Origin of the sequence: Alcaligenes faecalis (assembly GCF_002443155.1) — a bacterium.
Lineage (GTDB): Bacteria > Pseudomonadota > Gammaproteobacteria > Burkholderiales > Burkholderiaceae_B > Alcaligenes > Alcaligenes faecalis.
Genome location: NZ_CP023667.1, coordinates 2,816,208 through 2,842,704, shown reverse-complemented (window position 1 = coordinate 2,842,704; position 26,497 = coordinate 2,816,208). Strand labels below are relative to the sequence as shown.

The following is a 26,497-nucleotide window of genomic DNA, read 5'->3' as shown; positions in this document are numbered from 1 at the left end:
ACACAGGATGTCAGTTGGTAAATGGTCCCCAGGTGGGTTCGCGTACTTTGCCATTCAAAGACGAGAGGGTCTGACGAACGCGACCGTCCACGGATGTCACAGCTAGGACACTGCGGCCCCCCTGAACAGAACTATATAAGATCTGCATCCCATTAGGGGCGAAACTCGGAGACTGATCGTCGGGACCTGTCGTCAGCAGTTGCTCAGCTCCTGATGCCATATCTTGAGTGGCAATTCGGAAAGCACCGTTTCTGCGTGTGACGTATACAAGCCTAGTACCGTCTGCAGAGACCTCCGGTGAAATATTGTAACTCCCGTTGAAGGTAATGCGCTGTGCATCGTCACCACCCAAGCTTACTTTGTAAATATTGGGAGCGCCACCACGATCGCTCACAAATACAAGGGAGTTGCCATCGGGCATAAAACTCGGTTCAGTATCAATCAAGGGCGAGCGCATCACACGGCGCAGTCCGGAACCGTCCGTATTTAGCGTGTAAATCTGCGAAATACCGTCTCTGGAGAGCACAACAGCGACCTGATTGCCGTTCGGTGCCCAGGCTGGACTACTGTTGTTGCCCTTGAAATTAGCCAGAGGTTCACGGTGGCCGGTGGCCAAAGTTTGCACATATACAACAGGTTTGTCGTTTTCGAAGCTCACATAAGCCAGCTTTTTACCGTCAGGAGACCAGGCTGGAGAGATGATTGAGTGTCGAGAACGCAACATTACTTGCGGATTTTGGCCGTCGGCGTCAGCAATTTGTAACTCGTAGTTGTTGCCTGTTTGCAACACATAGGCCAGTCGAGTGGAGAAAACGCCTCGTACGCCGGTAATTTTTTCATAGATCCGGTCTGCAATCTGGTGGGAAATACGGCGCAGTTCTTTTTCGCTGCCCGCAAACGCCACGCCGTCCAGCTGTGTTTGACGGACCGAATCCACGAGGCGATAGCTGATGGAATATTGGCCGCCAGTCTGGGCAACCGAACCATAGGCCAGGTAATCGGCACCACGATTGCGCCACTCGTCGTAGGCAATGGTGCTTTCGGCATTCAGACCAGCACCAGTGGCATTGATCAATTGGAATTGACCCGAACGGGTCAGGTCGGCACGGATTACCTCGGCCAGCGACTGGCTGGCTGGATTATCCGCAAAATCGGCGATCGCGATGGGGTACTGGGTAGCACCCACACCCGATATGTCGACCCGCAGTTGGGCCTGGGCCGGTTGGCTGGCGAACATGCCAGCGGCCAGGGCAAACGCTCCGGTGGCCGTGGCGCGCCAATGACGACCCAGGGTCGCCAGGGCAGGGGTAGCGGCGGTCATTATGCAATCTCCTGATTAATCGAACATACGGTACTCGCCATCAATATACGATGGGTAGCTTCCGCTAGGCGGTTTGGGGAAGGGGCTGCAACGGGCAAGACCCTTGGATACGGCATCATCGAACTGCGCGATGCCGGACGATCGTTTGATTTGAACGCGGTTGGGCGTGCCATCGGCATTCAGGTCCACACGGTACTGCAGTGCAGGATTGCCACGCACTTCAGAGCGCGGTGGGGTGCTGTAGACCACGCCAGGCTGCACGCAAGCACGCACCTTGGCGGCATAGCCACCGTCACCACCGCCGCCACCGGCCTGGTTGCGATCGGCGGTACCACCAGGACGACCTGGGGCGCCTTCACGCATGGCTCGACGGAATGCTTCTTCCTTGGCCTTGCGTTCGGCATCCGCCTTGGCCTTGGCGGCAGCTTCAGCACGGGCTTTGCGCTCAGCGTCTGCCTTGGCTTTGGCCTCGGCGTCCGCTTTGGCCTTGGCTTCAGCATCGGCCTTGGCCTTGCGCTCAGCGTCTGCCTTGGCTTTGGCGTCGGCCTCTGCTTTGGCCTTGCGGTCGGCTTCCGCCTTGGCTTTGGCTTCAGCCTCGGCTTTCTCCTTGCGTTCCTGTTCCTGCTTTTCCTTCTGTTCGCGTTCGCGTCGTTCAGCGGCTAGCTTGTCCTGACGCTGTTTTTCCTGACGCTCCTGTTCCAGCTTTTCTTCACGCTCTTTTTTCTCGCGTTCTTTGCGAGCCTGCTCCAAAGCGATTTCTGGATCGACTTCGGGCTCAGCAGGAGGCGTGACCTTTTCAGGTTCAGGGGGCGGTTTGGGAGCCGGAGGTGGTTCGGGCTCCGGTTCGGGCGTGGGTTCTGGCTCTGGAGCCGGTTCAGGCTCGGGCTGCGGCTCGGGTTCGGCCTCGGGGGCTTCGGGATCAGCATTGACGGCCGCGTCGGGCGCAACGCCGTCCATCCACAATTCGACCTGCACCGCATTTGGTGTTTTGGGCGCAGAAAAAAGGGCTCCCGCCAAAATGGCGAGCAGCAACAGCCCGTGCAGACCCAGGGCGATGAGCAAGCCGCGCCGATCTTCCTTTTGCTCAGGCGAGCGCAGCGCCTGATTGCGGGTATTGCGTGTTCTGTGCTTCATTCAGTTCAGGTTTTTCGCGCCGGACGGCGAGCACGCTATCCGGCCAGAGGTTATTTGCGAGCGTCAGGGTCGCTATTGCGATCGACGATCAGACCCAGGCGGTTGATGCCATTGGAGCGCAGTTCATCCATCAAGCCCATGACGGTCTCGTAGGGAACCTTGCCGTCGGCGGCAATGACAACCGGGCTGTCGGCCTGCATACGCGAGCGTACTTCATTGAGCAGTGTGGACTTTTCGATGTTCATGAACTCGGAGCCCGCATCGCGCAAGCGTATGGCCAGTTTGCCGTCCTTATCAACCTGGATTTCCACCGGCTTGGCAGGCACTTCGGAGGCTTGGCCTACCGAAGGCAGTTCCACCAGACCGGGGGTAATCATGGGAGCGGTGACCATGAAGATCACCAGCAGCACCAGCATCACGTCGATATACGGGACGACGTTGATTTCATTTTTCATGCGCCGGCCGTGACGGCCGGTGCTTCCACGCATCGATGGCATCAGTTCACCTGCCGCTGCAAGATGTTCAGGAATTCGTCGATAAAGCTGTCAAAGCGGATCGAGATACGGTCCAGCTCGTTGGTAAAGCGGTTGTAGGCCACCACGGCGGGGATAGCGGCAAACAGACCGATGGCCGTGGCAATCAGGGCTTCGGCAATACCGGGGGCCACCGAGGCCAGGGTTGCCTGCTGCATGCCAGACAAACCGATAAAGGCGTGCATGATCCCCCAGACGGTACCCAGCAGCCCGATGTAGGGGCTGACCGAACCGGCAGAGGCCAGGAAGTTCAGGTGTGTTTCCAGCGTATCCATTTCGCGCTGGTAGCTGGCGCGCATGGCACGACGTGGGCCGTCCAGCAGGGCAGGGCCCGAGCTTTGGCTGCGACGGGCCTTGATGAACTCGGTCATGCCGGCTTCAAAAATACGGGCCAGTGCACCGTGTTCGGCGCGACGCGAGGAAATGGATTGCTGAAGCACAGCCAGATCGCCACCTGCCCAGAAGTCGTCCTCAAAACGGCGGGTCTGTTCCAGCGTGCGTTTAAGTGCAGCCCGTTTACTGAAAATATAGGCCCACGAGAGAATCGAGATTCCCAGCAGGATCAGCATGACAAGCTGAACGGGAATACTGGCATCGAGAAGTAGCGAAATCAGCGACAGGTCGCTAGTAGCTTGCATGGTCAGTCCTGAACCTTTTCCAAGAGGGTACGTAAATCAGAGTCCAGCTTGCTTGGACGAAGCGTGTTGGCGTCAACGCAAACAATTTGGATGGTGCTTTGGCATAACAGTTCCCCACCTCGCAGGGCACCTTGTTCGAAATGGATGGTAGCCGAACCCAGCTGGGTAATGCGGCTGCGCACCGAGATCAAATCATCGAGCCGGGCAGGTTTGAGATATTGTATTTCAACCTTCTTGACTACGAACAGGCGTTGATTCTGCTCGGCCACATCGGATTGATTAACACCCAAATTCCTGAGCCATTCCGTGCGCGCACGTTCAAAGAACTTCAGGTAGTTGGCGTAATATACGATCCCCCCGGCGTCGGTGTCCTCGTAATATACGCGAATATCAAGCCTGGCCTGGGTGTCCCACTTGTCATTAAGCATGTCGTTCGTAAAAGAGTTTATGTTGGCGGGCGGGGGCGGCCCAAGGCCAGCCCCGCTTGGAGACCTTACAGCGTGGCCAGACGCTCCACGCTGACCTGAGCAATCTGCTCGACCGGGACGTTAGTGCTGCTGGCGTCGCGGCGTGCCTGCATTTCAACCATGCCTTCTTTCAGGCCGCGCTCGCCGATAGTAATGCGCAGTGGCACCCCAATCAGCTCCCAGTCGGCAAACATGATGCCAGGACGGGCATCGCGGTCGTCCAGAATGACATCAACACCTTGCTCCTTGAGCTGGGTGTACAGATCAGTCGCAGTCTGACGCACAGCATCACTCTTGGTAAAGCCGATCGGGCAGATCACCACTTCAAAAGGCGCCAGAGCGCGAGGCCAGATCATGCCGCGCTCGTCATGGTTCTGCTCGATGGCAGCGGCCGCAATACGGCTGACGCCAATGCCATAACACCCCATTTGCATGACAGCAGGTTTACCATCAGTTTCCAAAAAGGTGGCGTTCAGCTTCTTGGAGTAGACATCGCCAAGGAAGAATACGTGGCCCACTTCAATGCCGCGCTGGATGGCCAGCTTGCCGCCTTCGGGAGCCGGGTCGCCGTGAACCACGTTACGCAGGTCGGCCTTGACGGGCTCGGGCAGGTCGCGGCCCCAGTTCACGCCGGTGTAGTGGAAGCCTTCTTCGTTGGCGCCACAGACAAAGTCGCTCATGTTGGCTACGGTCAGGTCAGCAATCACTTGGACTGGCTGGCGGGTGCCGATCGGGCCCAGATAACCGGGCTTGCAGCCAAAGACGGCCACAATTTCTTCTTCCGTTGCCAGACGGTGGCCTTTTTCAAAGCCGGGCAGCTTGGAAACCTTGATGTCGTTGACTTCATGGTCGCCACGAACCAGCAGCAGGTAAACCGTCGTCTTGGTTTGGCCATCCTCTTCCAGGTCAGTAGCCAGCACCACGGATTTAACGGTGGCAGTCAGGTCCAGGCCCAGTTGCTGGGCTACCAGCTCGCATTTCGGGGCTTCCGGCGTGGCCGTCTTGACCAGGGCTTCGCCAGGAGCGGCGCGCTCGGCCAGCAGGCAAGGGGCGGGCGCCAGTTCGATATTGGCAGCGTAGTCAGTGTCGGGGTTGTAAACCAGCAAGTCTTCGCCCGTATCGGCAATCACCTGGAATTCATGGCTGCGCGACCCGCCAATGGAGCCGGTATCGGCGGCCACGGCACGGAAGTTCAAGCCCAGACGTCCAAAGATACGCATGTAGGCGTCATACATATTGTCGTAGCTGGCCTGGGCGTCTTCGGCGTTGCGGTCAAAGGAATAGGCATCCTTCATGGTGAATTCACGGCCACGCATCAAGCCGAAACGGGGGCGACGCTCGTCACGGAATTTGGTTTGAATGTGGTAGAAGTTGATGGGCAACTGGCGCCAGCTGTGGATTTCGTTGCGGGCGATGTCCGTGATCACTTCTTCGGACGTAGGCTGCAGCACGAAGTCGCGCTGGTGGCGGTCCTTGATTCGCAGCAGTTCGTCGCCATATTTTTCCCAACGGCCCGACTCTACCCAGAGTTCGGCTGGCTGGACCACCGGCATCAGCAATTCGATGGCGCCGGAGCGGTCCATTTCCTGACGGATGATGTTTTCAATCTTGCGCAGCACGCGCAGGCCCATTGGCATATAGGTATAAATGCCGCCGGCGGCTTTGCGTATCATGCCGGCGCGCGTCATGAGCTGGTGGCTGGCAACTTCGGCCTCGGTAGGCGCTTCTTTCAGGGTATTAATGTGATACTGGCTAGCATGCATGGTAGGGAACTCGTCAGGTACGTATAATCAGATCTAATTGTATTGAATTCGTTAGAGGCGGCCTATGTTAGATCGAGAAGGCTACCGTCCTAATGTCGGAATTATCCTCGTTAATCGCAAGAACGAGGTTTTTTGGGGCAAGCGTATTCGGGAACATGCCTGGCAGTTCCCGCAAGGCGGTATCAAATACGGTGAAACACCCGTACAGGCGATGTACCGCGAACTGCACGAAGAAGTGGGCTTGCTGCCTGAGCATATCCGTATATTAGGCCGGACGCGAGATTGGCTTCGCTACAACGTGCCCAATCATTTTGTACGTCGGGAGGCGCGTGGCCATTACAAGGGCCAGAAACAAATCTGGTTCCTGTTGCGGCTGGTCGGGCGGGACAGCGATGTCTGCCTGCGTTCTTCCACGACGCCGGAGTTTGATGCATGGCGTTGGAGTCAATATTGGGTGCCACTTGATTCAGTAATTGAGTTCAAGCGGGAAGTCTATCAGCAAGCGCTGAACGAGCTGTCGGATATTTTGTTCCGGCGGCGCCAGGAAAATCGTTATTTACGTCAGCGCCTCCAAAGCGCAGTTGATGCCGATACCGTAGACAGCAGGGATCATGCGCATATTATTGGTTGAAGACGAGCGGGAAATGGCCGCATGGCTGGAGCGGGCCTTGGCGCAAAGTGGTTTTTTGCCCGATCCCGCTCACGATGCTCGTACGGCAGAAGTGTTGTTGGCGGCCCATGAGTATGATGCGGTCGTGATGGATTTGCGCCTGCCCGACAAGCACGGGCTGGTGCTGTTGCGCGAGATGCGCGAACGCGGCGATCACACTCCCGTGCTGATTCTGACCGCTCAAGGTGCCTTGCAGGACCGTGTTCGTGGCCTGAATCTGGGTGCCGACGATTTCCTGACCAAGCCCTTTGCTCTGGAGGAGCTGGAAGCACGTCTTGCCGCGCTGGTGCGGCGCAGCCGTGGCCGCGTGACCCCGGTGGTCAGTTGTGGCTCGCTGGAATACAACCCTGAAAGCCGGGCTTTTCTGCTGGATAACGTCATTGTGCATTTGACGCCGCGTGAACATGCGGCCTTGCTGGTCCTGATCAGCCGCTCGGGCATGCCGGTTGAAAAGTCCCAGCTTTTTGCCCGCGTGTTCGAGCACGACAGCGATGCCAGCCCCGATGCCATTGAGGTCGTCTTGCACCGCCTGCGCAAGAAATTGGCCAATAGCGACGTGCATATCGTGACGGTGCGGGGTCTGGGCTACATGCTGGAAGTGCTTGAGGCGGAATCCGGCGTTTCATGACAGCACCTTCTCCACCCCCCGCCAATGCCTGGCAAGGCAGTTTGCGCTTTTGGCTGCTGGTCCTGCTGATACCGGGGGTGGTCGCCTTGCTGTTGTACGACAGCTGGGAAGATTACCGGGCCATGAACTCCGTCACGGAAAATGTGTATGACAGTGCCTTGCTGGAACCGGCCAAGGTGCTTGAGACCAGTGTGGAGTTCAATACCGATGGCAGTTTACGCATCGATCCACCTTTTTATGCCCAGGTCATGCTGGAGTCCAGACCGGGCAATCGCAAGTATTTCCGCGTTGAAGAAATCACCCCTCTGGTTCGCAATCTGGGTGGTGCCGATGCCAACCAGTTAAAAGGTCGCACCTTGTTGGGGATGGAAGGGCTGCCGCGTCCCTCCAATCTGGCCGACCATGAGGGCGTGCCGGTGTTCTACGACTCCTATTTCCGCAATGACACTGTTCGTATGGTGGCCTTGTGGCGCGACCTGCACTACAAAGGTCAGCACAGGCAGGTTCTGGTCATGGTGGGTGAAAGCCTGGATTTGCGCCTGCGTACCCAGCAAGAAGCCTGGCGCGAAGGCATTTTCCGCAATTTGCGCATGCTGCTGCTGGCTGTGCTGCTGGTGTGGTTTGCCGTAGCCTGGGCCTTGCGGCCACTGCAGGCTTTGCGTCAGGAAGTGCGCAACCGCAGTGTGGACGACTTGCAGCCTTTGGACGAGCGCGATGTACCACGCGAGGTCGTTCCCTTGGTGCGCTCGGTCAACCATCATATTGAGTTGTACCGTTCCGTGCTGGACAGGCAGGCCCAGTTTCTGGCCGACGCCTCGCATCAATTACGTACTCCCTTGGCGATCATTCATACCCAGGCTCAGTACGCTCGCCGCGAGCCGGATATCGAGCGTGTCCGAGAGTCCCTGGGGGCAATTATCAAGCAACTGGGACAGGCGACTCGCCTGACCGAGCAGTTATTGGCTTTGGCCCACGCCAGCCATACCACCACCATGAGCCAGGGCCAGGTGGATCTGGCCAGCTTGGGGCGTGAGGTCGTGTTGCAATACCTGCCCCTGGCGCGCGAGCATCGGCAGGACCTGGGCTGGATCGGGCCGGGCGAGGATGGGGAGCAAGCACCTCTTTGGGTTTACGCCAGTGATGCCGAGATTCATGAATCCGTTTCCAACCTGATTCACAACGCCATCAATCACGCCGGTAGCGGCAGTGCGATTACAGTCTCTGCCGGGCACGACGACAAGCAGGCGTGGATCAGCGTGACGGACAATGGCATGGGCCTGGCAGCCAGCTTGCGTGAAAGTGTATTTGTACGTTTTGACCGCGGTGGGCCGGCACGCAAGGGTGGGCGGGGTTCAGGCTCGGGACTGGGGCTGGCCATTGCGCTGGCTTACGCCGAGCGCAATGGCGGCACAATCGTGCTGACGGATGGCGAACCCAATGATATGGGCGGCTACGGTTTGAAGGCGACGCTACGTTTGCCCTTGCTGCAAGCCGAGGCGCCCAAACCAGAAAGCGCTTGAATCAAGCTGCGTTGTTTGGGCGGGCCAGCAGATGGAACAGGGTAGAGATATCCCAATCGCGGTGGCCTTGCTCGGCAATTTTCGCAAACTGTTCCTGGATCAGGCGGGTTGCTGGAAGTTGAGCCCCATTGCGCTGAGCCTCCTGTTCTACCAGATCCAGGTCTTTCAACATCCAGTTCACCGTGAAGCCGGGTTGAAAGTCTCTGGCCAGCATCGTGGGTCCTTTGGTTTCCATTTGCCAACTGCGGGCTGCACCCTTGGTCAGGACAGACAGGGCCTGCTCCATATCCAGCCCGGCTCGCTCACCAAAAGCCATGGCTTCAGCCAGACCTTGCAAGAGGCCGACGACGGCAATCTGGTTCACCATCTTGCATAGCTGTCCCGATCCCAATGGCCCCATCAGGGTGCAAGCCTGGGCGTAGCTCATCATCAGGGGGCGGGCGCGCTCCATATCTTCCGTTTGGCCACCACACATAATGCTGAGCATGCCTTTCTGGGCTCCGGCCTGTCCGCCGGAAATCGGCGCATCGACAAATGCGACCTGCTTGCTGGCGGCCAGTGCCCCTAACTCCCGCGCAACTTCGGCGGAGGCGGTGGTGTGGTCGATAAACAGGCTGCCGGCTTTCATACCAGCCAGCGCGCCGTCTGACCCCTGAAAAATCGCGCGCAAATCATCGTCATTTCCCACACAGGCCATCACGATGTCGGCTTGTGCCGCTGCCTGGGCCGGGGTGGCCGCCCATGCCTGTTTGAATTCCGCGCTCCATTGTTCCGCTTTGGCCTGATTGCGGTTGTATACCGTCACGTGATGGCCGGCCTGAGCCAGATGGCCTGCCATCGGATAGCCCATCACTCCCAGACCAATGAACGCCACTTTTTGCGGGCTGCCAGGTTCATAGTGTTTTGGCTGAATGGATGGGGTCATGGCGTGGGTCTCCTTAAGAATAATCATGTTCGGATGTACAGCTTAGCGCAGCTTTTTAAGCGGGATTGTCGCCTGCGTGAATAAGCGACAAGGCGTTTGAAGCTTGACGGCATCAGGCCCCTCATGTTCTAAACCAAACATAGATCTGTAATAAATGGAATTTGCCTGTCTGGATTATGATGGGCGCAGATAATTTCCTGGCTAATTAACTGGAACTTGAATCCTATGACCACTTTCGATCGTCGTCGTTTCTTGAAGCTGGCGGGTGCCACCGGACTGGCGTCTATGAGTACCTCTTTGCCATGGACGGCGTGGGCGGCAGATGCCGCTGTACTGGAAAAAGCGAAGGCTCAGGGCCAGGCTGTTTTCTACGCCAACATCACGGCCGTAGAGCCCATCATGAAGGCTTTGCAACAAGCGCAAGGCATTGAAGGCAAATACACCCGTATTTCCAGTTCCAAGTTCATTCCCACTATCCTGACCGAGTTCAACGCCGGCAAGTTGATGGCGGACGTGGTTCAGGCTCCTCTGCCCATGTTGCAACTGCTCAAAGAGCAGGGCGTGCTGATTCCTCATCAGTCCGAAGCCATACAGGGCTACCCGGAGTGGGCCGTTCAAGACGATTCGATTATTCAATTTGGCATTGAATATGTGTCTTATATCTATAATACGGACCACCTCAAAGCCGAGGACGCTCCGCAACGCTACGAAGATCTGGCCGATCCCAAGTGGAAAGACAAGATTGTGATGGCCAACCCGTCCAACCATCCATCCACTATTGGCTGGCTGATTGGACTGAAGGAAAAAGTCTTTAGCAGCGAAGAACAGTGGCTGGACTTCCTGAAAGGTCTGGCTGCCAACAAGCCCATGTTTGTGGCGTCCTTTGGCCCGACTCCCGCTCCTGTTGAAAGTGGCGAGAAATTGATTGCCATTTCCATGCCCAAGTACATCGTGACCAAGTCGCCTGCGCCATTGGCCTGGGGCCCCATGTCGGATCAGCCCTTGCTGGGTTCTCCACGTGCCATCGCCCTGACCAAGAATGCACCACATCCTGATGCGGCCCGCGTGTTTCTGGACTACTGGCTGGGTAATGAAGCCATGGGCATTCTGGCCAACAAGGTGGGCGAATATGTGCTGGCTCCAGGGGTGCATCCTCCGGTAGCGGGTATCGATCAAGCCAAGGTCGAGCCTATTCGTGACCTGAGCGACGAAGAATTGGTCCGCTGGGGCCGCGAATTCAGCCGTATCTTCGCCGTCCGTTAAGCGGCGCGACAGTACGACGGGTTCGTCAAGAACGGGGCGCCTTGGCGCCTCGCCTCATTTTTATTGAAAACATTTACTCATTATGCAAATTGAAATTACCGGCCTTAGCAAGACCTATGTCTCAGAGGGCAAAACCTTCAAAGCTTTGGACAATATCAACCTGACGATTCCCGCTAATGAGTTTTTCACACTGTTAGGACCCAGCGGCTGCGGCAAAACCACACTGCTGCGGTGCATTGTGGGTCTGGAAACTCCAGACGAGGGTGAAATCCGCATTGGGGACGAGATTGTCTGGTCCAGCGCCAAGAATATTGCTGTGCCGGTGGAAAAGCGCGGTCTGGGCATGGTGTTCCAGACCTACGCTATCTGGCCGCACATGACGGTGTTCGACAATATCGCGTACCCACTGCAAGTGCGTGGCGAGCGCAAAGAGGTGATTCGCGAAAAAGTGGCGAACATCCTGAAGTTTGTGCAGCTGGAAGGGGTGGATCAGCGCTCCGCGACGCGCCTGTCCGGCGGTCAGCAGCAGCGTGTGGCATTGGCCCGAGCTCTGGTGGCCGAGCCTAAAGTCATTCTGTTTGATGAGCCGCTCAGTAACCTGGACGCCAAGCTGCGTGAAGAAACCCGTAAAGAACTGCGCGAATTTCTGAGCCGTCTGGACATTACCGCTGTGTACGTGACGCATGATCGTGTCGAGGCGCTGGCCTTGTCCAACTCCATCGCCGTGATGCGTGGTGGCAAGATTCTGGAAATTGGCTCGCCCGAAAAAATTTACTTTGATGCTGATCATCGCTTTGTGGCCGACTTTATTGGTCGTGCCAATCAGATCAGCGCCAAGGTGCTGGAGCAGCGAGCAGACTCCACCATTGTGGAATGCGAGCTGGGCCAGTTGCATTGCAAGAAGCGTGACCTGCCCGTGGGCACCGAAGTTACCTTGTGCATTCGCCCGGAATTTATTCGTGTCAGCAGCCAGGCCAATGAAGTGGGGCAGAACCTGTTCCACGGCCAAGTCCAGGCCCTGGAGTTCGTGGGTGAGTCCTACGAGGCCGAGGTCAAAGTGGGTAAAGAACAGCTCCTGGTGTGTATCGATCCTGATGTGAAGGTGAAGGAAGGCGATACCGTGCGCTTTAACCTGCATCCTGAACACTGCATGCTCTTGTCGGCATAAGGGCGGGACATCATGAATCACACACGCAGACCACTTAGCTGGTCGCTTATTCTGATTGTCGGCTTTCTGACGCTGTGCCCGGTCCTGATGTTGCTGCTGGGCAGCTTCTCGCAGGGTCTGACGGCTTTTGGTTCCTTCACCACGGCTAAATATGTAGCCGCCTACACCGATCCCTTCTTGCTGGAAGTCACCTTCAATACGGTGGTTTTCGTGCTGGGCTCGTCCCTGTTCTCTACTGCGCTGGCTGTTTTCCTGGCCTACCTGAATACGCGTACGAACATGCCCATGAAAGGGGTGTTCACGGTGCTGTCCATCGTGCCCATGATGATTCCGCACTTGCTGTTCTCGGTGAGCTGGGCATTGTTGCTGAATCCGTCCAACGGCCTGATCAATATGTTCTTGCAGGACACCTTGGGTCTGCAAGAAGCGCCGCTGAACATTTATTCCCTGTGGGGCATGATTCTGGTCGAGGGCTTGTTGAACATGCCCGTGGCCTATCTGATCATCGCGCCTGCCATGGCCTCGTTTGACGTTTCCATGGAAGAGTCCTCGCGTGTATTCGGGGGCGGTCTGTGGCGTACCTTGACGCGGGTTACCCTGCCGATTCTGCGTCCAGCCATCATGGCGGCCTTTATTCTGGCGATTGTGCGGGCCTTGGCTTCCTATGCCGTGCCACGTGTTCTGGGTACGCCGGGTCGAGTGGATGTGCTGGCCACGTATCTGTTCGAGATGATCTCAACGGGCTTTGCGCCGGACTACGGAAAAGCGGCGGCGCTGGGCATGAGTGTGCTGTCGGCCTCCATAGCCCTGATCGTGCTGTACCGCTACATGACGAAAGAAAGCAGCAAGTATGTGACGATCTCCAGCCGTGGCTTCAAACCCACCCAGCTGGAACTGCGCCGCGCGAAAATCCCGCTGTTCATTATCGTGGGCATCATCAGCTTGCTGATGGTGGTGCTGCCGGTGGCCGTGCTTCTCTACACCTCCATGATTCCGTACTCCATGGTGCCTAGCGCTCGCGCCTTCTCCTTGATGAGTTGGGCGAACTGGATTGATGTCATTCAAGACCCGATCTCCAAAGTGGCCATGAAGAACAGTCTGTTCCTGGCTGTGGTCGGGGCCAGTCTGGGTGTGTTGCTGTCACTGTTTGTGGCCTATGTCGTGGTCAAGCTGCGCACGCGAGCGGCGGCGCTGCTGGATACCTTGAGCTTCCTGTCCTTCTCCTTCCCGGGGATTGTGATCGGTATCGGTTTCATGTGGTTCTTCGTGCAAACGCCTTTGTATGCCACGCTGACCGCCTTGCTGCTGGCCTATATTGCCGCCTACCTGCCTTACGGTATCCGACCTTTGTCGGCCGCTTTTGTGCAGGTCCATGCTCACCTGGAGGAATCCTCGGCCGTAGCCGGTGCCAGTTCCTGGACCACCATGCGTCGCATCATTATTCCTTTGCTGATTCCCGGTGTGGTGTCTGCCTGGATCTTGATGGCCACCATGTTCATTCGTGAGCTGACGGTATCGGTGGTGCTGTCTCGTCCCGGTACGGAAGTGCTGGCGGTACAGGTGCTGGGCTACGCCGAAGATGGTTTGTGGGGCAAGCTCTCGGCGCTGGGGATCATCATGATTCTGATCTCTACCGTGCTTGTGTTACTGGCCATGCATATCGGTAACTTCTACAAGCGCCGTCAAGGCACGATGTAAGCTGGGTTGATCTCAAAGGCCTGAATTCCGCAAGGGATTCAGGCCTTTGTTGTTTTTGCTGGGAACAGAAGATCGTATCTTGTCGCCTGGCTGGCTGTTCGCTTGCTCATGCGCATAGTGCGCTGGCTGATTTTGTTTACTCATTAGTAGTAGAAAGTTATGACGCATAAATGCAAGGTGCTGGTCATCGGTGGTGGCGAGGTGGGCTTGCAGAGCCTGGCAGAGGAAACTTGCCAGTCCCTTGCTCAGTTGTTGCAATTGCCTTCTATTCCGCGCGTATTGTCCATCGAGGTCGGGCAACGCCCCATGACAAGCAACAAGCAACCCTTGTGTGGACCTATCGGGACCTTGGATGGTTTGGTCTCAGCCGTAGCCCATCCCGGTGTTATTTTGGCTCCCTTGTTGGGAAGGCTGTGCACGCAGGCGGTTCTGGCTACTTGATGTTTGTTCTTGGAGGCGGCGTCGTTCAGCTCACCGAGAATTGAGCTGCCTTGAACGCAGGCAGTAAAATCAGTCGATAAAACAAAAGGCCTGATTTCGTGGAGAGATGAAATCAGGCCTTTCTGCTTTTTGTTAACTGCGCCGGTTTGAGGGCTCCCTTGCGGGAGGGTTTTCAAACCAGAGAACCGCCGGCTGTGCCTTAGTCTTCTTCCACGAAGGTCTCTTCACGTTTTTTCTTCACGGACGGCAGAGCTACGATCACAACCAGAATGGCAGCTAGAACCAGCAATGATAAGGACAGCGGACGCGTCAGGAAGGTGGTGTAGTCACCGCGGGATAGCAGCAGGGCGCGGCGGAAGTTTTCTTCCATCATTGGTCCTAGAACTAGCCCCAGCAGCAGCGGAGCACCTTCACAACGCAGCTTGGACCACACATAGCCAACTAAACCGAAGGCGGCGGTGACCAAAATATCGAACACGTTGTAGTTCAGCGAGTACACACCGACCGTGCAGAACACCAAAATAGCGGGGAACAGCAGGCGGTAAGGAACTTTCAGCAGTTTCACCCACAGACCGACTAGTGGCAGGTTCAGAATGACCAACATCAGGTTACCAATCCACATGGAGGCGATCAGGCCCCAGAACAGTTCTGGGTGGCTGGTCATCACTTGTGGGCCGGGCTGAATGTTGTGAATGGTCATCGCGCCAATCATCAGGGCAGTCACGGCGTTACCAGGGATACCTAAGGTCAGCAGTGGAATGAAAGAGGTCTGGGCCGCTGCGTTATTGGCTGACTCGGGACCTGCCAGGCCGGCAGGGTGGCCTTTACCAAAGCGCTCCGGATTCTTGGAGATTTTTTTCTCCAGTGTGTAGGAGGCAAAAGAGGACAAGACCGCACCACCACCGGGCAGGATACCCAGGCAGGAACCCATGGCAGTACCACGGACCACGGCAGGCCAGGACTCTTTGAACTCTTGCTTGTTGGGGTACAGGCTACCTACCTTGCCCGTGATCTCAACGCGCTGGTCGCCCAGTTCCAGGTTGTTCATGATTTCGGAGAAGCCGAACACACCCATGGCTACCACAGCAAAGTCGATACCGTCCTGCAGCTCTGGAATACCAAAGTCGTAGCGGGCCACGCCGGAGTTCACGTCTGTACCGACCATACCGAGCAGCAGACCCAGCAAGATCATGCAGATGGCCTTAGGCAGGGAACCCGAAGCCAGCACCACGGCACCGACCAGGCCCAAGACCATTAATGAGAAATACTCTGCTGGCCCGAATTTGAAGGCGACTTCAGCCAGGGGCGGCGCAAAAGCGGCCAGCAGCACCGTGGCCACACAACCAGCGAAGAAAGAGCCCAGGGCGGCGATAGCCAAGGCAGCACCAGCCCGGCCATTTCGTGCCATCTGGTGTCCGTCCAGTACCGTCACCACCGCCGAGGTTTCTCCCGGCAGAGCAACTAGAATGGCGGTCGTGGACCCACCATATTGAGCGCCATAGTAAATACCCGCCAACATGATCAGGCCAGCAACGGGGGGCAGCACATAGGTAATGGGCAGCAGCATAGCGATGGTGGGCACAGGGCCAATGCCAGGCAACACACCAATCAACGTACCCAGTATGCAACCAAGCAAGGCGTAGGCCAGATTCTCGGGCGTGAACGCCACCGAGAAGCCCAGCAGCAGATTGTCAAATAATTCCATTTCCGTTCACCTCCAATCAGGCCAGAAAACTTGGCCACAAGGGGAACACCAGCCCCAGGCCCTTGATGAATGCCAACCAGACGAACAGCACCAAAAAGACAGCTGCGCCCAGTGCAATAGGCCAACTAAATTCATGGCTGGCAAAGCTGCTGAGCAGTACAAGCAGGAAAATGGAGATGTAAACACCCAGCGAGTTCAGTGTCAGACCGCAAAGCACGACTGCGCCGATGATAACGAAGAGCACTTTCCAGTTAAACTTCTCTACCTCGGTGTTTTCTGCTTTGGCAGACATCGAGCCCAAAGTGACAACCGCCCCTAATAAGCTCAGGCATACACCAAGCCAGAAGGGGAAGTAGCCGGGTCCCATGCGGGCGGCTGTTCCCATCGAGTAGCTGGTAGCCCCGAGCGCGAAAGCGGCGCCCACGACCACGAACATGACCCCGGACCAGAAGTCCTGTTTATTTTTAATTTGCATAAGGTGGATTCTCCTTGTCTGCCTTGCGCATTGGTTTTCCTTTTTCCTGTGTCAGCTTCTTTATGGTGGAGCGGACTCCACACTCTGCTTGTGCCGACTGCATTGAGCAGAGGTGACGCATGGTAATGGAGCACTTGAAGACTGGAAACCCTGAGATGACCCTAGTTTTTAGGGGTTTTCCCGGTAATTCCGGAAATTTAGGGTTTTTTGGGAGCGTGTTCGCAGGTGGATGGCATGCTTTGAAAGAAGTTTGAAAGGTAATGGAAAGATGGGTGAAAGGTTATCATTAGTATGAAATTCCTCTACCCAGTAACGCTAGCAATGGTTTACGATAAGGCCCATGTTGCAAGATCTCGACTTTCTCGCTGACCGTATCGGTCAACTGGTAGAGCAGTCTCGTCAGCTCAACGCTGAACGCGCTCAATTATTAGCTCGTCTGAAAACTCAGGATGCCGAGCTGGACGCCTTGCGCCAGCAAAATCGACGTCAACAGGACGAGTTCGAGTCCCTGTCCACCGGTGTTGCTTCGCATCAGCGTCAACTGGACGTGGTGCAGCAACAAGCGCAAGCTGATCAGGCTGAACTGAAAAAGCTGCTTGAACAAGAGCAGGCCCAGGTAGCTGCCTTGCGTCGCGAGTTGGACAGCGCACGCGCCGGCATGGGTGTGTTGCGCGATGTGGCAGGACAGGCTCGTGACCAGATCGGTTCGATCCTGATGCGTTTACCCGGTGCCGTACAGGAGTAAGTCATGGAACGAGTTGATATTTCCCTGTTGGGCCGCGATTATTCTCTGGCATGCCCTCCATCTGAAAAAGCCCGCTTGCTGGAAGCTGTCAAACTGGTAGACCAGCGCATGCAATCCATCAAGGGTTCGGGCCGCGTTTCGGGCAACGAACGTATCGCTGTTATGGCCGCTATTCAGATCGCCAGCGAGTTTTTATCTGCTAAAGCACCTGATGGTCCTCTGGCTAATGTTGCTTTTGGCGATTTCAAGCGTAAAATTGAGGACATGCACGCGATGATTGACGATGTCATTGAGCCTTCGGGCACATCGCGCTAAACCGAATTTGCAAGCAGCTCCTTGTTGTCCCTCGCGAGCTGCTTCATCCCAGTAAGTCCCTGCCGTGTTCGTGACACGACCATACATTCCTTGAACCAATGCTTTTGGCATACAGGTTGTTGGATTAGCCAGTAGGAGCGATCGTCCTCGTCGACGAACCCGAAGCTGGCTTGATGACAGCCGATCTTGGACCCTCGGTTCCAGGATGCCGGTCTTGACGGCAATGGTGGGGCACCTGCAAAAAAAGCCCGTCCAGATATCTGGACGGGCTTTTTCTTTTCTGCTGCTTTGTTTATTGCTGACTGCCGGGCGTAACACCGCGTTTGCTGGCATACGCAAACAGAGCCAGGCCAGCCACAATCATGGGCAAGGACAACCACTGTCCCATCGACAAGCCTGCGCTGAGCAGACCCAGATAGCCGTCGGGCTCGCGGGTGTACTCCACCATGAATCGGAAGAAACCATAGCCGATCAAGAACAGGGCACTGGTCTGACCCACGGCGCGTGGACGGCGCGTAAACCACCACAGCAAGATAAACAGGGCGATACCTTCCAGAGCCATCTCATACAACTGCGAAGGGTGGCGGGGCGTTGCATCCACTTGCGGGAACACCATGGCCCAAGGCACATCACTGGGGCGACCCCACAGCTCGCCATTGATGAAGTTACCCAGACGACCCACCGCCAGTCCCAGTGGAATCAAGGGGGCCAGAAAATCGCTGACTTCCAGAAAACGTCGTTGGCGGTTACGGGCAAAAAGCGCAATCGTGACCAGCACGCCGATCAGGCCGCCATGAAAGGACATGCCGCCTTGCCAGACATACAAAATCTCCAGCGGATGCGACAGGTAATAGGAAGGTTGATAGAACAGGGTGTAGCCCAGACGCCCGCCCGCCACCACGCCCAGAACGCAGTAAAAGATCAGGTCCTCCAGGTCCTTGCGAGTCAGCAAGGCATAGCCCGCGCGGATACGCGCCGTGCCAGCCAGCCACACCAGGCCAAAGCCCACTAAATACATCAAGCCATACCAATGAATGGCAAGGGGTCCAAGTTGTATGGCGACGGGATCAAACTGCGGGTGAATTAACATGCGTGCCCATTACAGAGATGAATATCAGATAATAGCGTGACTGCGAGCCCAGACCAGGGCTGGGTAAATTGTAAGGGAAGGATCATGCTGCATTCAGTCTCTTGGGCCAGCTGTTTACCATTAGTAGTTTTTTGTGGGTTGCTGAGTTTTAATCCTGCGGCAAAGGCTGATACGGTAGCGCTGATGGATATCGTGCAGGCGCAGTGCTTGTCCTGTCATCAGATTGATCGTAAACGGGTGGGGCCTCCTTTTCGGGAGATCGCCCAGCGCTACGCGCCAGGTCCGGCGCAGGAAACCCGGGCGTATTTGCAGCGACAAATTCAACAGGGTAGCCGGGGGAACTGGGGAGCTATTCCCATGCCTGCTCAAAACCGGATCAGCGCCGAGCAAGCACAAGCTATTGCCGCCTGGTTGCTGAGTCTAGCCAATTCGTCAACAAAGGAGAATTCATGAAGGAAACAGCCATATTAGGTGGCGGATGCTTTTGGTGCACTGAAGGGGTGTTCAAGGCCCTGCGAGGTGTGCAGTCGGTGGTGCCCGGATACTGTGGCGGCCATGTGGAAAATCCCACCTATGAACAGGTTTGTGGCAAGCAGACCGGCCATATCGAAGTGGTCAAAGTGGAGTTTGATCCTTCTGTTATTTCCTATCGGGATTTGCTGGAGGTATTTTTCCTGACCCACGACCCTACCACGCCCGATCGTCAGGGTGCTGACCAGGGGCCGCAGTATGCGTCTGCCATTTTTTGCCAAAACGAAGAACAGCGTCGTCAGGCTTTCGAAGTCATTGAAGAGATCAAGTCGCAGTTTGATGCGCCTATCGTGACGCATGTGCTCGACAGCTCCACTTTCTGGGAAGCCGAGGACTATCACCACGATTATTTTGCCTTGAACCCCGAGCAAGCCTATTGCCAGATGGTGATTGCGCCCAAACTCAAGAAGTTCTATCAGCGTTTTCAGGATCTGCTGGTCAAAAGCTAAGCATCCTGAGGGTGCGAAGCAGAAGCAAGGTAGCGTCTGTACAGGGCGCTACCTGGTAATGTCAGACGGGCCATCAGGCCAATAATCAGCAAGGTCAGAACAAGTCGGCCGACCAGGGCCACCCAGATGTTGGCACCCAGAGCCAGAATAAGAATGGTGTCTTCAATCAGGGAATGGCTTAAAGACAGCCAGGACAAGGCCAGCAGGCGCGTTCGGGGGCTGTAATTTTGTTGACGGGATTCATCAATAATCAGGGCACCGCCGTAGCTCAGGCCCAGCAACACACCAATCGTGGTTGTGGGGGCGACTCGCTCTTCCAGTCCTGAAAAACGCAGCAAGAGCAGCAGAAGCCGGGTCAGCAAACGGGTGAAGCCGATTTTCTCCAGGACTGACAGGATTAACAGCAAGCCAAGAATAATCAGCCAGGTCATGAAGAGGGAACTGGCCGTCCCCCACAGCCAGTCTGCCCAGCCTTGCCAACCACCTTGCGTGGCATTGGATTGCCCGTAAAGCCAGGCAAGTGACACGGGCTCTTGCAACAGCCCGGTACTGTTCAAACCCCAGGCCAGCAGAGCGCCGTACAGCAAGGCGCAGACAATTCGTAGCGCGGCCGTAAACCAGAAACTGGCTCCGGCTCGGCGCACAATGGCCTGCTCCATGGGCATATTGTGTGCAAATAGCATCATGGTGCCCAAGACGCTGATTTGAGCCACGTTGAAACTCAAGCTGTCACCCAAGGCTGCCATGGAGCCTATGCCGGCATATATACCGGCCAGGGCGGTGGTGGCCCAGACGATCCCGGCTTCGGCTGGCAGTCCAACCAGCGCCATGATCGGGCCTATCAGCTTGCCGACTTGCTCGATCAAGCCTAGTTGCGCGGCAATACGCACCGCAATCATGATGGGGAGCATGATGCGCGCAACGGTATAAAACATGCGCAGGCTGCGGCTAAAGGTGGTGCGAAGGAAGGTCAGCATGACAGCAGAAGGTTGGAAAATCTGTCTGATGCTAGCACGGCTCAGTGCTTGCTACGTTGTGCCTTGGTGCTTGCGTGGGGGGCGGGCAATGCGGGCTGTCGGTTTGCTACTACAAGCGGATGCGCTTTCCTTCACCCAAAAGAAAACCCCTGAGGTTGAAACCCGATGCAGCCAGGTGAGGCTGTCAAGTTTCCTTCCATCAGGGGTGTTTGCGAGCCAGGTTGGCCCAGACTTAACGACCCGAGCAGTGACCGCCGCTGGCGGCTTGTCCGCTACCCCAGGCAATGGGAGCGGGTTCGGGACGGTAGGGGTAGTCTTGCAGGCTGTCCATGACGACTAACAAGACAACGGCCAGCCAGAAGGTACTGGTAATAAGGCGGAAGGTAGTTTTGCTCATGGTGGCGCGACTCAAGGATTAACGCGGCGACGAATGCGCACGCCTATGATGGACCCGGCAAAGGCCAGTGCAAACCAGACCCAGCCATGTATGCTGGCCGAGGCAATGCCTCCCAGGAATGCGCCTACATTACATCCAAAGGCCATACGGGCACTGTAGCCCATGACCAGACCGGCAATTGCGCCTACCCACAGAGTGCGGGCATTGGGTGATTTGAAATTGGCAGGATGGTTCCAGCGCGAGGCGGCCATGGCACCCAGAATCAAACCAAAGTTGGTGACCGAGGTAACGTCAGCCAGGACGGGTTCAGCCAGGCGTTGTGCGTGTGGAGCCACGCCCCAGAATGCGTCGCCAACCGGGGACCAGCCCAGAGCCGAGAATACTTTTGCACCCCACAGGCCAATACCGTAGACGATGCCCCAGGGTTGGCCTGCGACGACCATGTGAATGGCGTACAGCACGGCCAGCAACAAGGCACCCATCCACCAGCGCATTTCCCATTTGGCGGGTGTGCTGTTGTGCTCTTTCTGATGGCGACGTGCGCCTCGACCGACGAACCAGGATACGGCGGCGCAGCCCAGTACGGTAATCAGCAAGGCGGTCGGCCAGCCCAGGGAAACAGTCAGGTCGATAGCGGGCAATCCGCCCAAGGCAATCCAGCCGGGTTGGTGCGATGCGCCCAGAAAGCTGCCAATTGCAAAGGTAGGCAGAACCGCAAAGGAGATCGGTGCGCCAGCGCCTGCTTTATAGAGAGTACCGGAACCGCATCCGTCGGCCAGTTGCATGGCAGCGCCAAACAGGAAGGCACCCAGCACCAGGCTGATGGTCAATGGGGCAATTGCGCCAACCAGCTCGCCACCGCTATCAGCAATCAAGGGCAGGGTGAAGGCGGCGGCCAATACCAGCAGGAGCATTTGTGCCCAGATACCTTGAGGGTCGCGACGCTCGATATAGTTGCGCCAGCCGGTCGTGAAACCGAAACGGGCTCCTTGCAGTACGGCACCAAAGCCAATTCCCAACAGGGCGAGCAGGCCTTGGCGCAGTCCACCTACCAGGGCGACCCCGACAATCAGGGCCAGGCTGGCCAGGATAAAGCCCAGTCTAGTCAGATAAAGCATGATCGATTTCTTTAGTTAATGGCGCGCTTGGCATCGAGTTTCAGAACTTCGAAACGGGAGGGCTGGTTGTCCATGGGCAAGTTGCTGCGGCTCCATTCCACGACGGACTCGGGGTAGAGCTTCACGTTGGGGTTGCCTGCCAGCTCGGACAGTACAAACCAGTTCGTGGCAGCCCAGTGGCCGGTATTGCAGAACGAAACGGTGGGCTTGTCATCCAGTCCTTGTTCTTTGACGATCTTGACGAGTTCGCCTGTGTCTTTCAGGACAGGTTTGTCACTACGAAAGAAGCTGTTGAAATCCAGTTCGCGTGCGCCGGGCAAGGTGCCGTAGCGAGCGGCGGCATCAACGCGCTTTTCGCCTTTGAAGAATTCTGTTGGGCGTGCGTCCAGCAGGACGGGGGCTTGGCCGTTCTTGATGTAGTCAGCCACTTCTTGCGTGCTGACCACCATGTCTTTGTTGTAGTGGTAGCTGAATTCGGTGGGCGTGACGGTAGGGGTGTCTTTGCTCAGGGGTTTGCCTTCGGCTTCCCAGGCTTGCAGGCCGCCGTCCAAAATCGAGAGTTGGGTCAGGCCGCCCGCTTTCAATGTCCAGTAAACGCGTGCCGCTGCGCCGAAGTCCGTGGGGTTGGCGCCTGCGTAGGTGACGACAACGTAGCTGTCTTTGGAAATGCCGGCTTTGCTGAACAGGGCAGACAGGTCGGCTTCGGAGCGCAAGGCACCGGCGTTTTCGGCTGGGCCGCGGTAGGCACCGTATGGGGTGTGAACGGCGCCGGGGACGTGGCCTGCTGCATATTCTTTGTCTGTGCGGATATCCAGAATGCGCAGGTTGTCTTGATCCAGCTTGGTGGCCAGTTCGCCAGCCGAGATCAAGGCGGCTGATTTGGCTGTCGTGTCGGGTGTGCTTGGCTCCGCGGAGGCAGTCGGTGCCAGGACCGTGCTGAATGCAAATGCCAGGGAGATGAGGATAGGTTTGATCATTATTACTCTCTTGAGTAAGCAGGGGCCTGCTTAGAGGATTAAGTGCATAAGGAATGGTAATGAACGCGGCTACAGAAAATAACAATGAATTGGGGATTAGCTTATTGCTTGGAGGCGTAAGGGGGGGCTGTCTATATAGAGTGGATAGGAAGGGGGGGCTTTGCTTGAAGCTCGACTTGGGGGATTGTGTTTATGTGGTTGGGTCTGTCTAGCAGCTAAGTGTGTTTTTGTTCCCTCTATATATAGAGAGTAGAGTCTTAGTGATGAACGGCTTATCTATATAGAGGGTGGCGCTCATTGTTCCAGCCGCTCTACGTAGGGCGCCACTCGAAGCCCCGGGACAGGGTGTTGGGGCGGACGACTTGCCGGCGCCTCGCGCCGGTACCCTTGTCGAAGTCACCATCGGGGCGCAGTCTGAACTCGCCCAGTGATTGGTCCCCCGGACCAATCACAAACGTTGGGCTCAAACAGCAGACTGCTTGCATCCCCGATGGCGACTCCGACTGCGGCAAGTCGTCTGACTCGCCCCAACACCCTGTCCCGGGGCCCCGAGCGGCTAACAGCCCTGCATAGTGCTCGACCCTTGGAGGCCATTCAACTCTCTATCTAGATAGAGACATTACTTATTGGGGGCGGACGGCTGATGCTGTGTTCGTGTTGCCGTTCTTTTATTGGCCCACCCGTCTAAGTATTACTCCAGCAAGCAAGCAAGCAAGCAAGCAAGCAAGCAAGCAAGCAAGCAAGCAAGCAAGCAAGCAAGCAAGCAAGCAAGCAAGCAAGCAAGCAAGCAAGCAAGCAAGCAAGCAAGCAAGCAAGCAAGCAAGCAAGCAAGCAAGCAAGCAAGCAAGCAAGCAAGCAAGCAAGCAAGCAAGCAAGCAAGCAAGCAAGCAAGCAAGCAAGCAAGCAAGCAAGCAAGCAAGCAAGCAAGCAAGCAAGCAAGCAAGCAAGCACAAGGACTGGTGACTATATTGGGGAGAGTTTGCGCTTCCCTTCTATATAGAGAGGAAGAATGTTGAGTGATTGGAGGCTATCTGGCGATTTTTCACGAGGGAAATAGCTGTTTAGCCCAGGATATGGGTCTGAGGGCAGGCTGCCCCACGATCACGGGAAAAAAACAGAAGTTAATCTAAAAAATATTTTTATAGTTATTCTTCATAGTTATCAATCAGCTACATCGCTTTACGGAGTTTTCTCTCCTGAGATACCTAGAAAAATGGCAAAGAAGGCTTGCAAGTCTGAAAATCATCGTGCTATAGTTCTTTTCTCGCTGCAGCACACACAGGGTTTTCCCTCAAAGCGCTACAGAGAGCAGTTAGACAAGATTCACCGCCTTGGCCAAGAGGCCCGCACCGAAGCTTGAATGACTGAGTCAGGTAACTGACACGGTGTAAAACCCGGAGCTTGACAAATCAGAAAATTCTGTGTTAAAGTTCTAGGTTCTGCTCCAGAGAACGCAGCGTTAAGTTTTTAAGCGGTTTCGAAGGTTGAAACAAATTTGAAAATTTACCCTTGTTTGTGAAGTTGGATGGTTGACCCTTTGGGTTGATTGTTCGCCAGGTAGGACGGAACGAAAGTTCTGGTTTAAGCGGGATGAGTTGGACGGTTTTAAAACTTTCTAACTTCTTCAAAAAAACGCTTGACACACTGCCTGATCTGCTTCATAATCTCGTTTCTCTGCTGCTAACACAGCAAGGCACGAAGCGCTAAGCGCGACGAGCCAGCCGGGTTAGTCGGTAGAACGACAGGCAACTGTCACTGCTCTTTAACAATTAACAGCCGATAAGTGTGGGCGCTTGGAATGAGCGAGTCGAACCCTTCGGGGATCGCCACAAGTTTGTATCAAGTGCTCACAAACGAAAGATGAAGAATTACCTTGTGTAACTCTGAATTTTTCTTTGAGACACAATCGGTCTCGTCGCAAGACGGGACAACCACAGAGATTAAACTGAAGAGTTTGATCCTGGCTCAGATTGAACGCTAGCGGGATGCTTTACACATGCAAGTCGAACGGCAGCGCGAGAGAGCTTGCTCTCTTGGCGGCGAGTGGCGGACGGGTGAGTAATATATCGGAACGTGCCCAGTAGCGGGGGATAACTACTCGAAAGAGTGGCTAATACCGCATACGCCCTACGGGGGAAAGGGGGGGATCGCAAGACCTCTCACTATTGGAGCGGCCGATATCGGATTAGCTAGTTGGTGGGGTAAAGGCTCACCAAGGCAACGATCCGTAGCTGGTTTGAGAGGACGACCAGCCACACTGGGACTGAGACACGGCCCAGACTCCTACGGGAGGCAGCAGTGGGGAATTTTGGACAATGGGGGAAACCCTGATCCAGCCATCCCGCGTGTATGATGAAGGCCTTCGGGTTGTAAAGTACTTTTGGCAGAGAAGAAAAGGTACCTCCTAATACGAGGTACTGCTGACGGTATCTGCAGAATAAGCACCGGCTAACTACGTGCCAGCAGCCGCGGTAATACGTAGGGTGCAAGCGTTAATCGGAATTACTGGGCGTAAAGCGTGTGTAGGCGGTTCGGAAAGAAAGATGTGAAATCCCAGGGCTCAACCTTGGAACTGCATTTTTAACTGCCGAGCTAGAGTATGTCAGAGGGGGGTAGAATTCCACGTGTAGCAGTGAAATGCGTAGATATGTGGAGGAATACCGATGGCGAAGGCAGCCCCCTGGGATAATACTGACGCTCAGACACGAAAGCGTGGGGAGCAAACAGGATTAGATACCCTGGTAGTCCACGCCCTAAACGATGTCAACTAGCTGTTGGGGCCGTTAGGCCTTAGTAGCGCAGCTAACGCGTGAAGTTGACCGCCTGGGGAGTACGGTCGCAAGATTAAAACTCAAAGGAATTGACGGGGACCCGCACAAGCGGTGGATGATGTGGATTAATTCGATGCAACGCGAAAAACCTTACCTACCCTTGACATGTCTGGAAAGCCGAAGAGATTTGGCCGTGCTCGCAAGAGAACCGGAACACAGGTGCTGCATGGCTGTCGTCAGCTCGTGTCGTGAGATGTTGGGTTAAGTCCCGCAACGAGCGCAACCCTTGTCATTAGTTGCTACGCAAGAGCACTCTAATGAGACTGCCGGTGACAAACCGGAGGAAGGTGGGGATGACGTCAAGTCCTCATGGCCCTTATGGGTAGGGCTTCACACGTCATACAATGGTCGGGACAGAGGGTCGCCAACCCGCGAGGGGGAGCCAATCTCAGAAACCCGATCGTAGTCCGGATCGCAGTCTGCAACTCGACTGCGTGAAGTCGGAATCGCTAGTAATCGCGGATCAGAATGTCGCGGTGAATACGTTCCCGGGTCTTGTACACACCGCCCGTCACACCATGGGAGTGGGTTTCACCAGAAGTAGGTAGCCTAACCGTAAGGAGGGCGCTTACCACGGTGGGATTCATGACTGGGGTGAAGTCGTAACAAGGTAGCCGTATCGGAAGGTGCGGCTGGATCACCTCCTTTTAGAGCGAATGGCTCGCAAAGCGAAAGCGTCCACACTTATTGGCTGTTAGTTAATGTCATGACCATTGAA

At 55.9% G+C, this 26,497-nt stretch carries 26 protein-coding genes, 1 rRNA gene and 1 other RNA gene; 14 read left to right on the top strand and 14 right to left on the bottom strand.

What is annotated here, in order from left to right; all coding sequences use genetic code 11:
• Window positions 1–10: 10 nt before the first annotated feature.
• From tolB to CPY64_RS13330, 6 genes are all read right to left on the bottom strand, one after another.
• The gene (gene tolB, locus CPY64_RS13355) at window positions 11–1,321 is read right to left on the bottom strand and encodes a Tol-Pal system beta propeller repeat protein TolB (RefSeq protein WP_009454880.1); all 1,311 of its coding nucleotides are present in this window, start codon (window positions 1,319–1,321) and stop codon (window positions 11–13) included.
• A 15-nt stretch (window positions 1,322–1,336) separates the two neighbouring features.
• Entirely contained in the window at window positions 1,337–2,455 is a 1,119-nt protein-coding gene (gene tolA / locus CPY64_RS13350) for a cell envelope integrity protein TolA (protein ID WP_042489309.1), read from the bottom strand.
• Window positions 2,456–2,505: 50 nt separating this feature from the next.
• Window positions 2,506–2,952, bottom strand: coding sequence for a protein TolR (gene tolR / locus CPY64_RS13345; RefSeq protein ID WP_009454886.1), 447 nt, complete (start codon window positions 2,950–2,952; stop codon window positions 2,506–2,508).
• On the bottom strand, window positions 2,952–3,626 hold the full coding sequence (tolQ, locus tag CPY64_RS13340; protein WP_009454887.1) for a protein TolQ: 675 nt from the start codon (window positions 3,624–3,626) through the stop codon (window positions 2,952–2,954). Before tolQ ends, tolR begins: the two co-directional genes overlap by 1 nt.
• Window positions 3,627–3,628: 2 nt before the next feature.
• Window positions 3,629–4,054, bottom strand: coding sequence for a tol-pal system-associated acyl-CoA thioesterase (ybgC, locus tag CPY64_RS13335; protein ID WP_003805592.1), 426 nt, complete (start codon window positions 4,052–4,054; stop codon window positions 3,629–3,631).
• Window positions 4,055–4,119: 65 nt separating this feature from the next.
• Complete coding sequence (locus tag CPY64_RS13330) at window positions 4,120–5,856, bottom strand: proline--tRNA ligase (RefSeq protein WP_042489313.1); 1,737 nt, start codon at window positions 5,854–5,856, stop codon at window positions 4,120–4,122.
• Window positions 5,857–5,920: 64 nt separating this feature from the next.
• Between CPY64_RS13330 and CPY64_RS13325 the strand changes: the two genes are divergently transcribed.
• From CPY64_RS13325 to CPY64_RS13315, 3 genes are read left to right on the top strand one after another with little or no spacing between them, the layout of a single operon-like run.
• Window positions 5,921–6,487, top strand: coding sequence for an RNA pyrophosphohydrolase (locus tag CPY64_RS13325; protein WP_042489316.1), 567 nt, complete (start codon window positions 5,921–5,923; stop codon window positions 6,485–6,487).
• On the top strand, window positions 6,468–7,154 hold the full coding sequence (locus CPY64_RS13320; protein WP_042489319.1) for a response regulator: 687 nt from the start codon (window positions 6,468–6,470) through the stop codon (window positions 7,152–7,154). Before CPY64_RS13325 ends, CPY64_RS13320 begins: the two co-directional genes overlap by 20 nt.
• Window positions 7,151–8,674 carry a sensor histidine kinase gene (locus CPY64_RS13315; RefSeq protein ID WP_042489322.1) on the top strand — a complete coding sequence of 508 codons (1,524 nt, stop codon included), beginning with the start codon at window positions 7,151–7,153 and terminating at the stop codon, window positions 8,672–8,674. The genes CPY64_RS13320 and CPY64_RS13315 overlap by 4 nt, the downstream gene beginning before the upstream one ends.
• A 1-nt stretch (window position 8,675) precedes the next feature.
• Here CPY64_RS13315 and CPY64_RS13310 read toward each other — a convergent pair whose 3' ends face one another.
• On the bottom strand, window positions 8,676–9,599 hold the full coding sequence (locus CPY64_RS13310) for an NAD(P)-dependent oxidoreductase (RefSeq protein ID WP_042489325.1): 924 nt from the start codon (window positions 9,597–9,599) through the stop codon (window positions 8,676–8,678).
• A 225-nt stretch (window positions 9,600–9,824) separates the two neighbouring features.
• Between CPY64_RS13310 and CPY64_RS13305 the strand changes: the two genes are divergently transcribed.
• The 4 genes from CPY64_RS13305 (at window position 9,825) to CPY64_RS19200 (ending at window position 14,169) form a co-directional block, all read left to right on the top strand.
• Entirely contained in the window at window positions 9,825–10,862 is a 1,038-nt protein-coding gene (locus tag CPY64_RS13305) for an ABC transporter substrate-binding protein (RefSeq protein WP_042489328.1), read from the top strand.
• A gap of 82 nt (window positions 10,863–10,944) precedes the next feature.
• Window positions 10,945–12,030 (top strand): ABC transporter ATP-binding protein, encoded by a 1,086-nt coding sequence (locus CPY64_RS13300; RefSeq protein ID WP_042489331.1) that lies wholly within the window; start codon window positions 10,945–10,947, stop codon window positions 12,028–12,030.
• 12 nt (window positions 12,031–12,042) lie between these two features.
• A complete protein-coding gene (locus CPY64_RS13295; RefSeq protein WP_042489334.1) occupies window positions 12,043–13,728 on the top strand; it encodes an ABC transporter permease in 1,686 nt (561 codons plus the stop codon).
• A 159-nt stretch (window positions 13,729–13,887) separates the two neighbouring features.
• Entirely contained in the window at window positions 13,888–14,169 is a 282-nt protein-coding gene (locus CPY64_RS19200) for an FAD-binding oxidoreductase/lyase (RefSeq protein WP_042489336.1), read from the top strand.
• Window positions 14,170–14,368: 199 nt separating this feature from the next.
• Here CPY64_RS19200 and CPY64_RS13285 read toward each other — a convergent pair whose 3' ends face one another.
• Window positions 14,369–15,874, bottom strand: a complete 1,506-nt coding sequence (locus tag CPY64_RS13285; protein WP_042489339.1) for a tripartite tricarboxylate transporter permease — start codon at window positions 15,872–15,874, stop codon at window positions 14,369–14,371.
• Window positions 15,875–15,890: 16 nt separating this feature from the next.
• Window positions 15,891–16,349: a tripartite tricarboxylate transporter TctB family protein gene (locus CPY64_RS13280; protein ID WP_042489341.1), complete on the bottom strand. Its 459-nt coding sequence runs from the start codon at window positions 16,347–16,349 to the stop codon at window positions 15,891–15,893.
• A 340-nt stretch (window positions 16,350–16,689) separates the two neighbouring features.
• Here CPY64_RS13280 and CPY64_RS13275 point away from each other — a divergent pair, with 340 nt between their 5' ends.
• The 3 genes from CPY64_RS13275 (at window position 16,690) to ssrS (ending at window position 17,646) form a co-directional block, all read left to right on the top strand.
• Window positions 16,690–17,094: a hypothetical protein gene (locus CPY64_RS13275; protein ID WP_042489345.1), complete on the top strand. Its 405-nt coding sequence runs from the start codon at window positions 16,690–16,692 to the stop codon at window positions 17,092–17,094.
• Window positions 17,095–17,097: 3 nt separating this feature from the next.
• Window positions 17,098–17,409: a cell division protein ZapA gene (locus CPY64_RS13270; RefSeq protein WP_042489348.1), complete on the top strand. Its 312-nt coding sequence runs from the start codon at window positions 17,098–17,100 to the stop codon at window positions 17,407–17,409.
• A gap of 53 nt (window positions 17,410–17,462) precedes the next feature.
• A non-coding RNA gene (ssrS, locus tag CPY64_RS13265) (6S RNA) lies at window positions 17,463–17,646 on the top strand.
• A gap of 55 nt (window positions 17,647–17,701) precedes the next feature.
• Here ssrS and lgt read toward each other — a convergent pair.
• On the bottom strand, window positions 17,702–18,499 hold the full coding sequence (lgt, locus tag CPY64_RS13260; RefSeq protein WP_042489349.1) for a prolipoprotein diacylglyceryl transferase: 798 nt from the start codon (window positions 18,497–18,499) through the stop codon (window positions 17,702–17,704).
• 84 nt (window positions 18,500–18,583) lie between these two features.
• Between lgt and CPY64_RS13255 the strand changes: the two genes are divergently transcribed.
• Together CPY64_RS13255 and msrA are read left to right on the top strand one after the other, a co-directional pair.
• Window positions 18,584–18,952 (top strand): c-type cytochrome, encoded by a 369-nt coding sequence (locus CPY64_RS13255; RefSeq protein WP_045931215.1) that lies wholly within the window; start codon window positions 18,584–18,586, stop codon window positions 18,950–18,952.
• A complete protein-coding gene (gene msrA / locus CPY64_RS13250; protein WP_042489352.1) occupies window positions 18,949–19,479 on the top strand; it encodes a peptide-methionine (S)-S-oxide reductase MsrA in 531 nt (176 codons plus the stop codon). The genes CPY64_RS13255 and msrA overlap by 4 nt, the downstream gene beginning before the upstream one ends.
• On the opposite strand, the gene CPY64_RS13245 is transcribed toward msrA, so the two are convergent.
• From CPY64_RS13245 to CPY64_RS13235, 4 genes are all read right to left on the bottom strand, one after another.
• Window positions 19,476–20,456 carry a membrane protein gene (locus CPY64_RS13245; RefSeq protein WP_042489355.1) on the bottom strand — a complete coding sequence of 327 codons (981 nt, stop codon included), beginning with the start codon at window positions 20,454–20,456 and terminating at the stop codon, window positions 19,476–19,478. The genes msrA and CPY64_RS13245 overlap by 4 nt on opposite strands.
• A gap of 232 nt (window positions 20,457–20,688) precedes the next feature.
• Complete coding sequence (locus tag CPY64_RS19115) at window positions 20,689–20,853, bottom strand: hypothetical protein (protein WP_165589494.1); 165 nt, start codon at window positions 20,851–20,853, stop codon at window positions 20,689–20,691.
• Between the two features lie 11 nt (window positions 20,854–20,864).
• The gene (locus tag CPY64_RS13240) at window positions 20,865–21,971 is read right to left on the bottom strand and encodes a YeeE/YedE family protein (protein WP_052363050.1); all 1,107 of its coding nucleotides are present in this window, start codon (window positions 21,969–21,971) and stop codon (window positions 20,865–20,867) included.
• Between the two features lie 11 nt (window positions 21,972–21,982).
• Complete coding sequence (locus CPY64_RS13235) at window positions 21,983–22,948, bottom strand: sulfurtransferase (RefSeq protein WP_052363051.1); 966 nt, start codon at window positions 22,946–22,948, stop codon at window positions 21,983–21,985.
• Between the two features lie 648 nt (window positions 22,949–23,596).
• Between CPY64_RS13235 and CPY64_RS13230 the strand changes: the two genes are divergently transcribed.
• Both CPY64_RS13230 and CPY64_RS13225 read left to right on the top strand, forming a co-directional pair.
• Entirely contained in the window at window positions 23,597–23,911 is a 315-nt protein-coding gene (locus tag CPY64_RS13230; RefSeq protein WP_157766852.1) for a cell envelope integrity TolA family protein, read from the top strand.
• A gap of 979 nt (window positions 23,912–24,890) precedes the next feature.
• Window positions 24,891–26,427 (top strand): 16S ribosomal RNA (locus CPY64_RS13225).
• The last annotated feature ends 70 nt before the right edge of the window (window positions 26,428–26,497 follow it).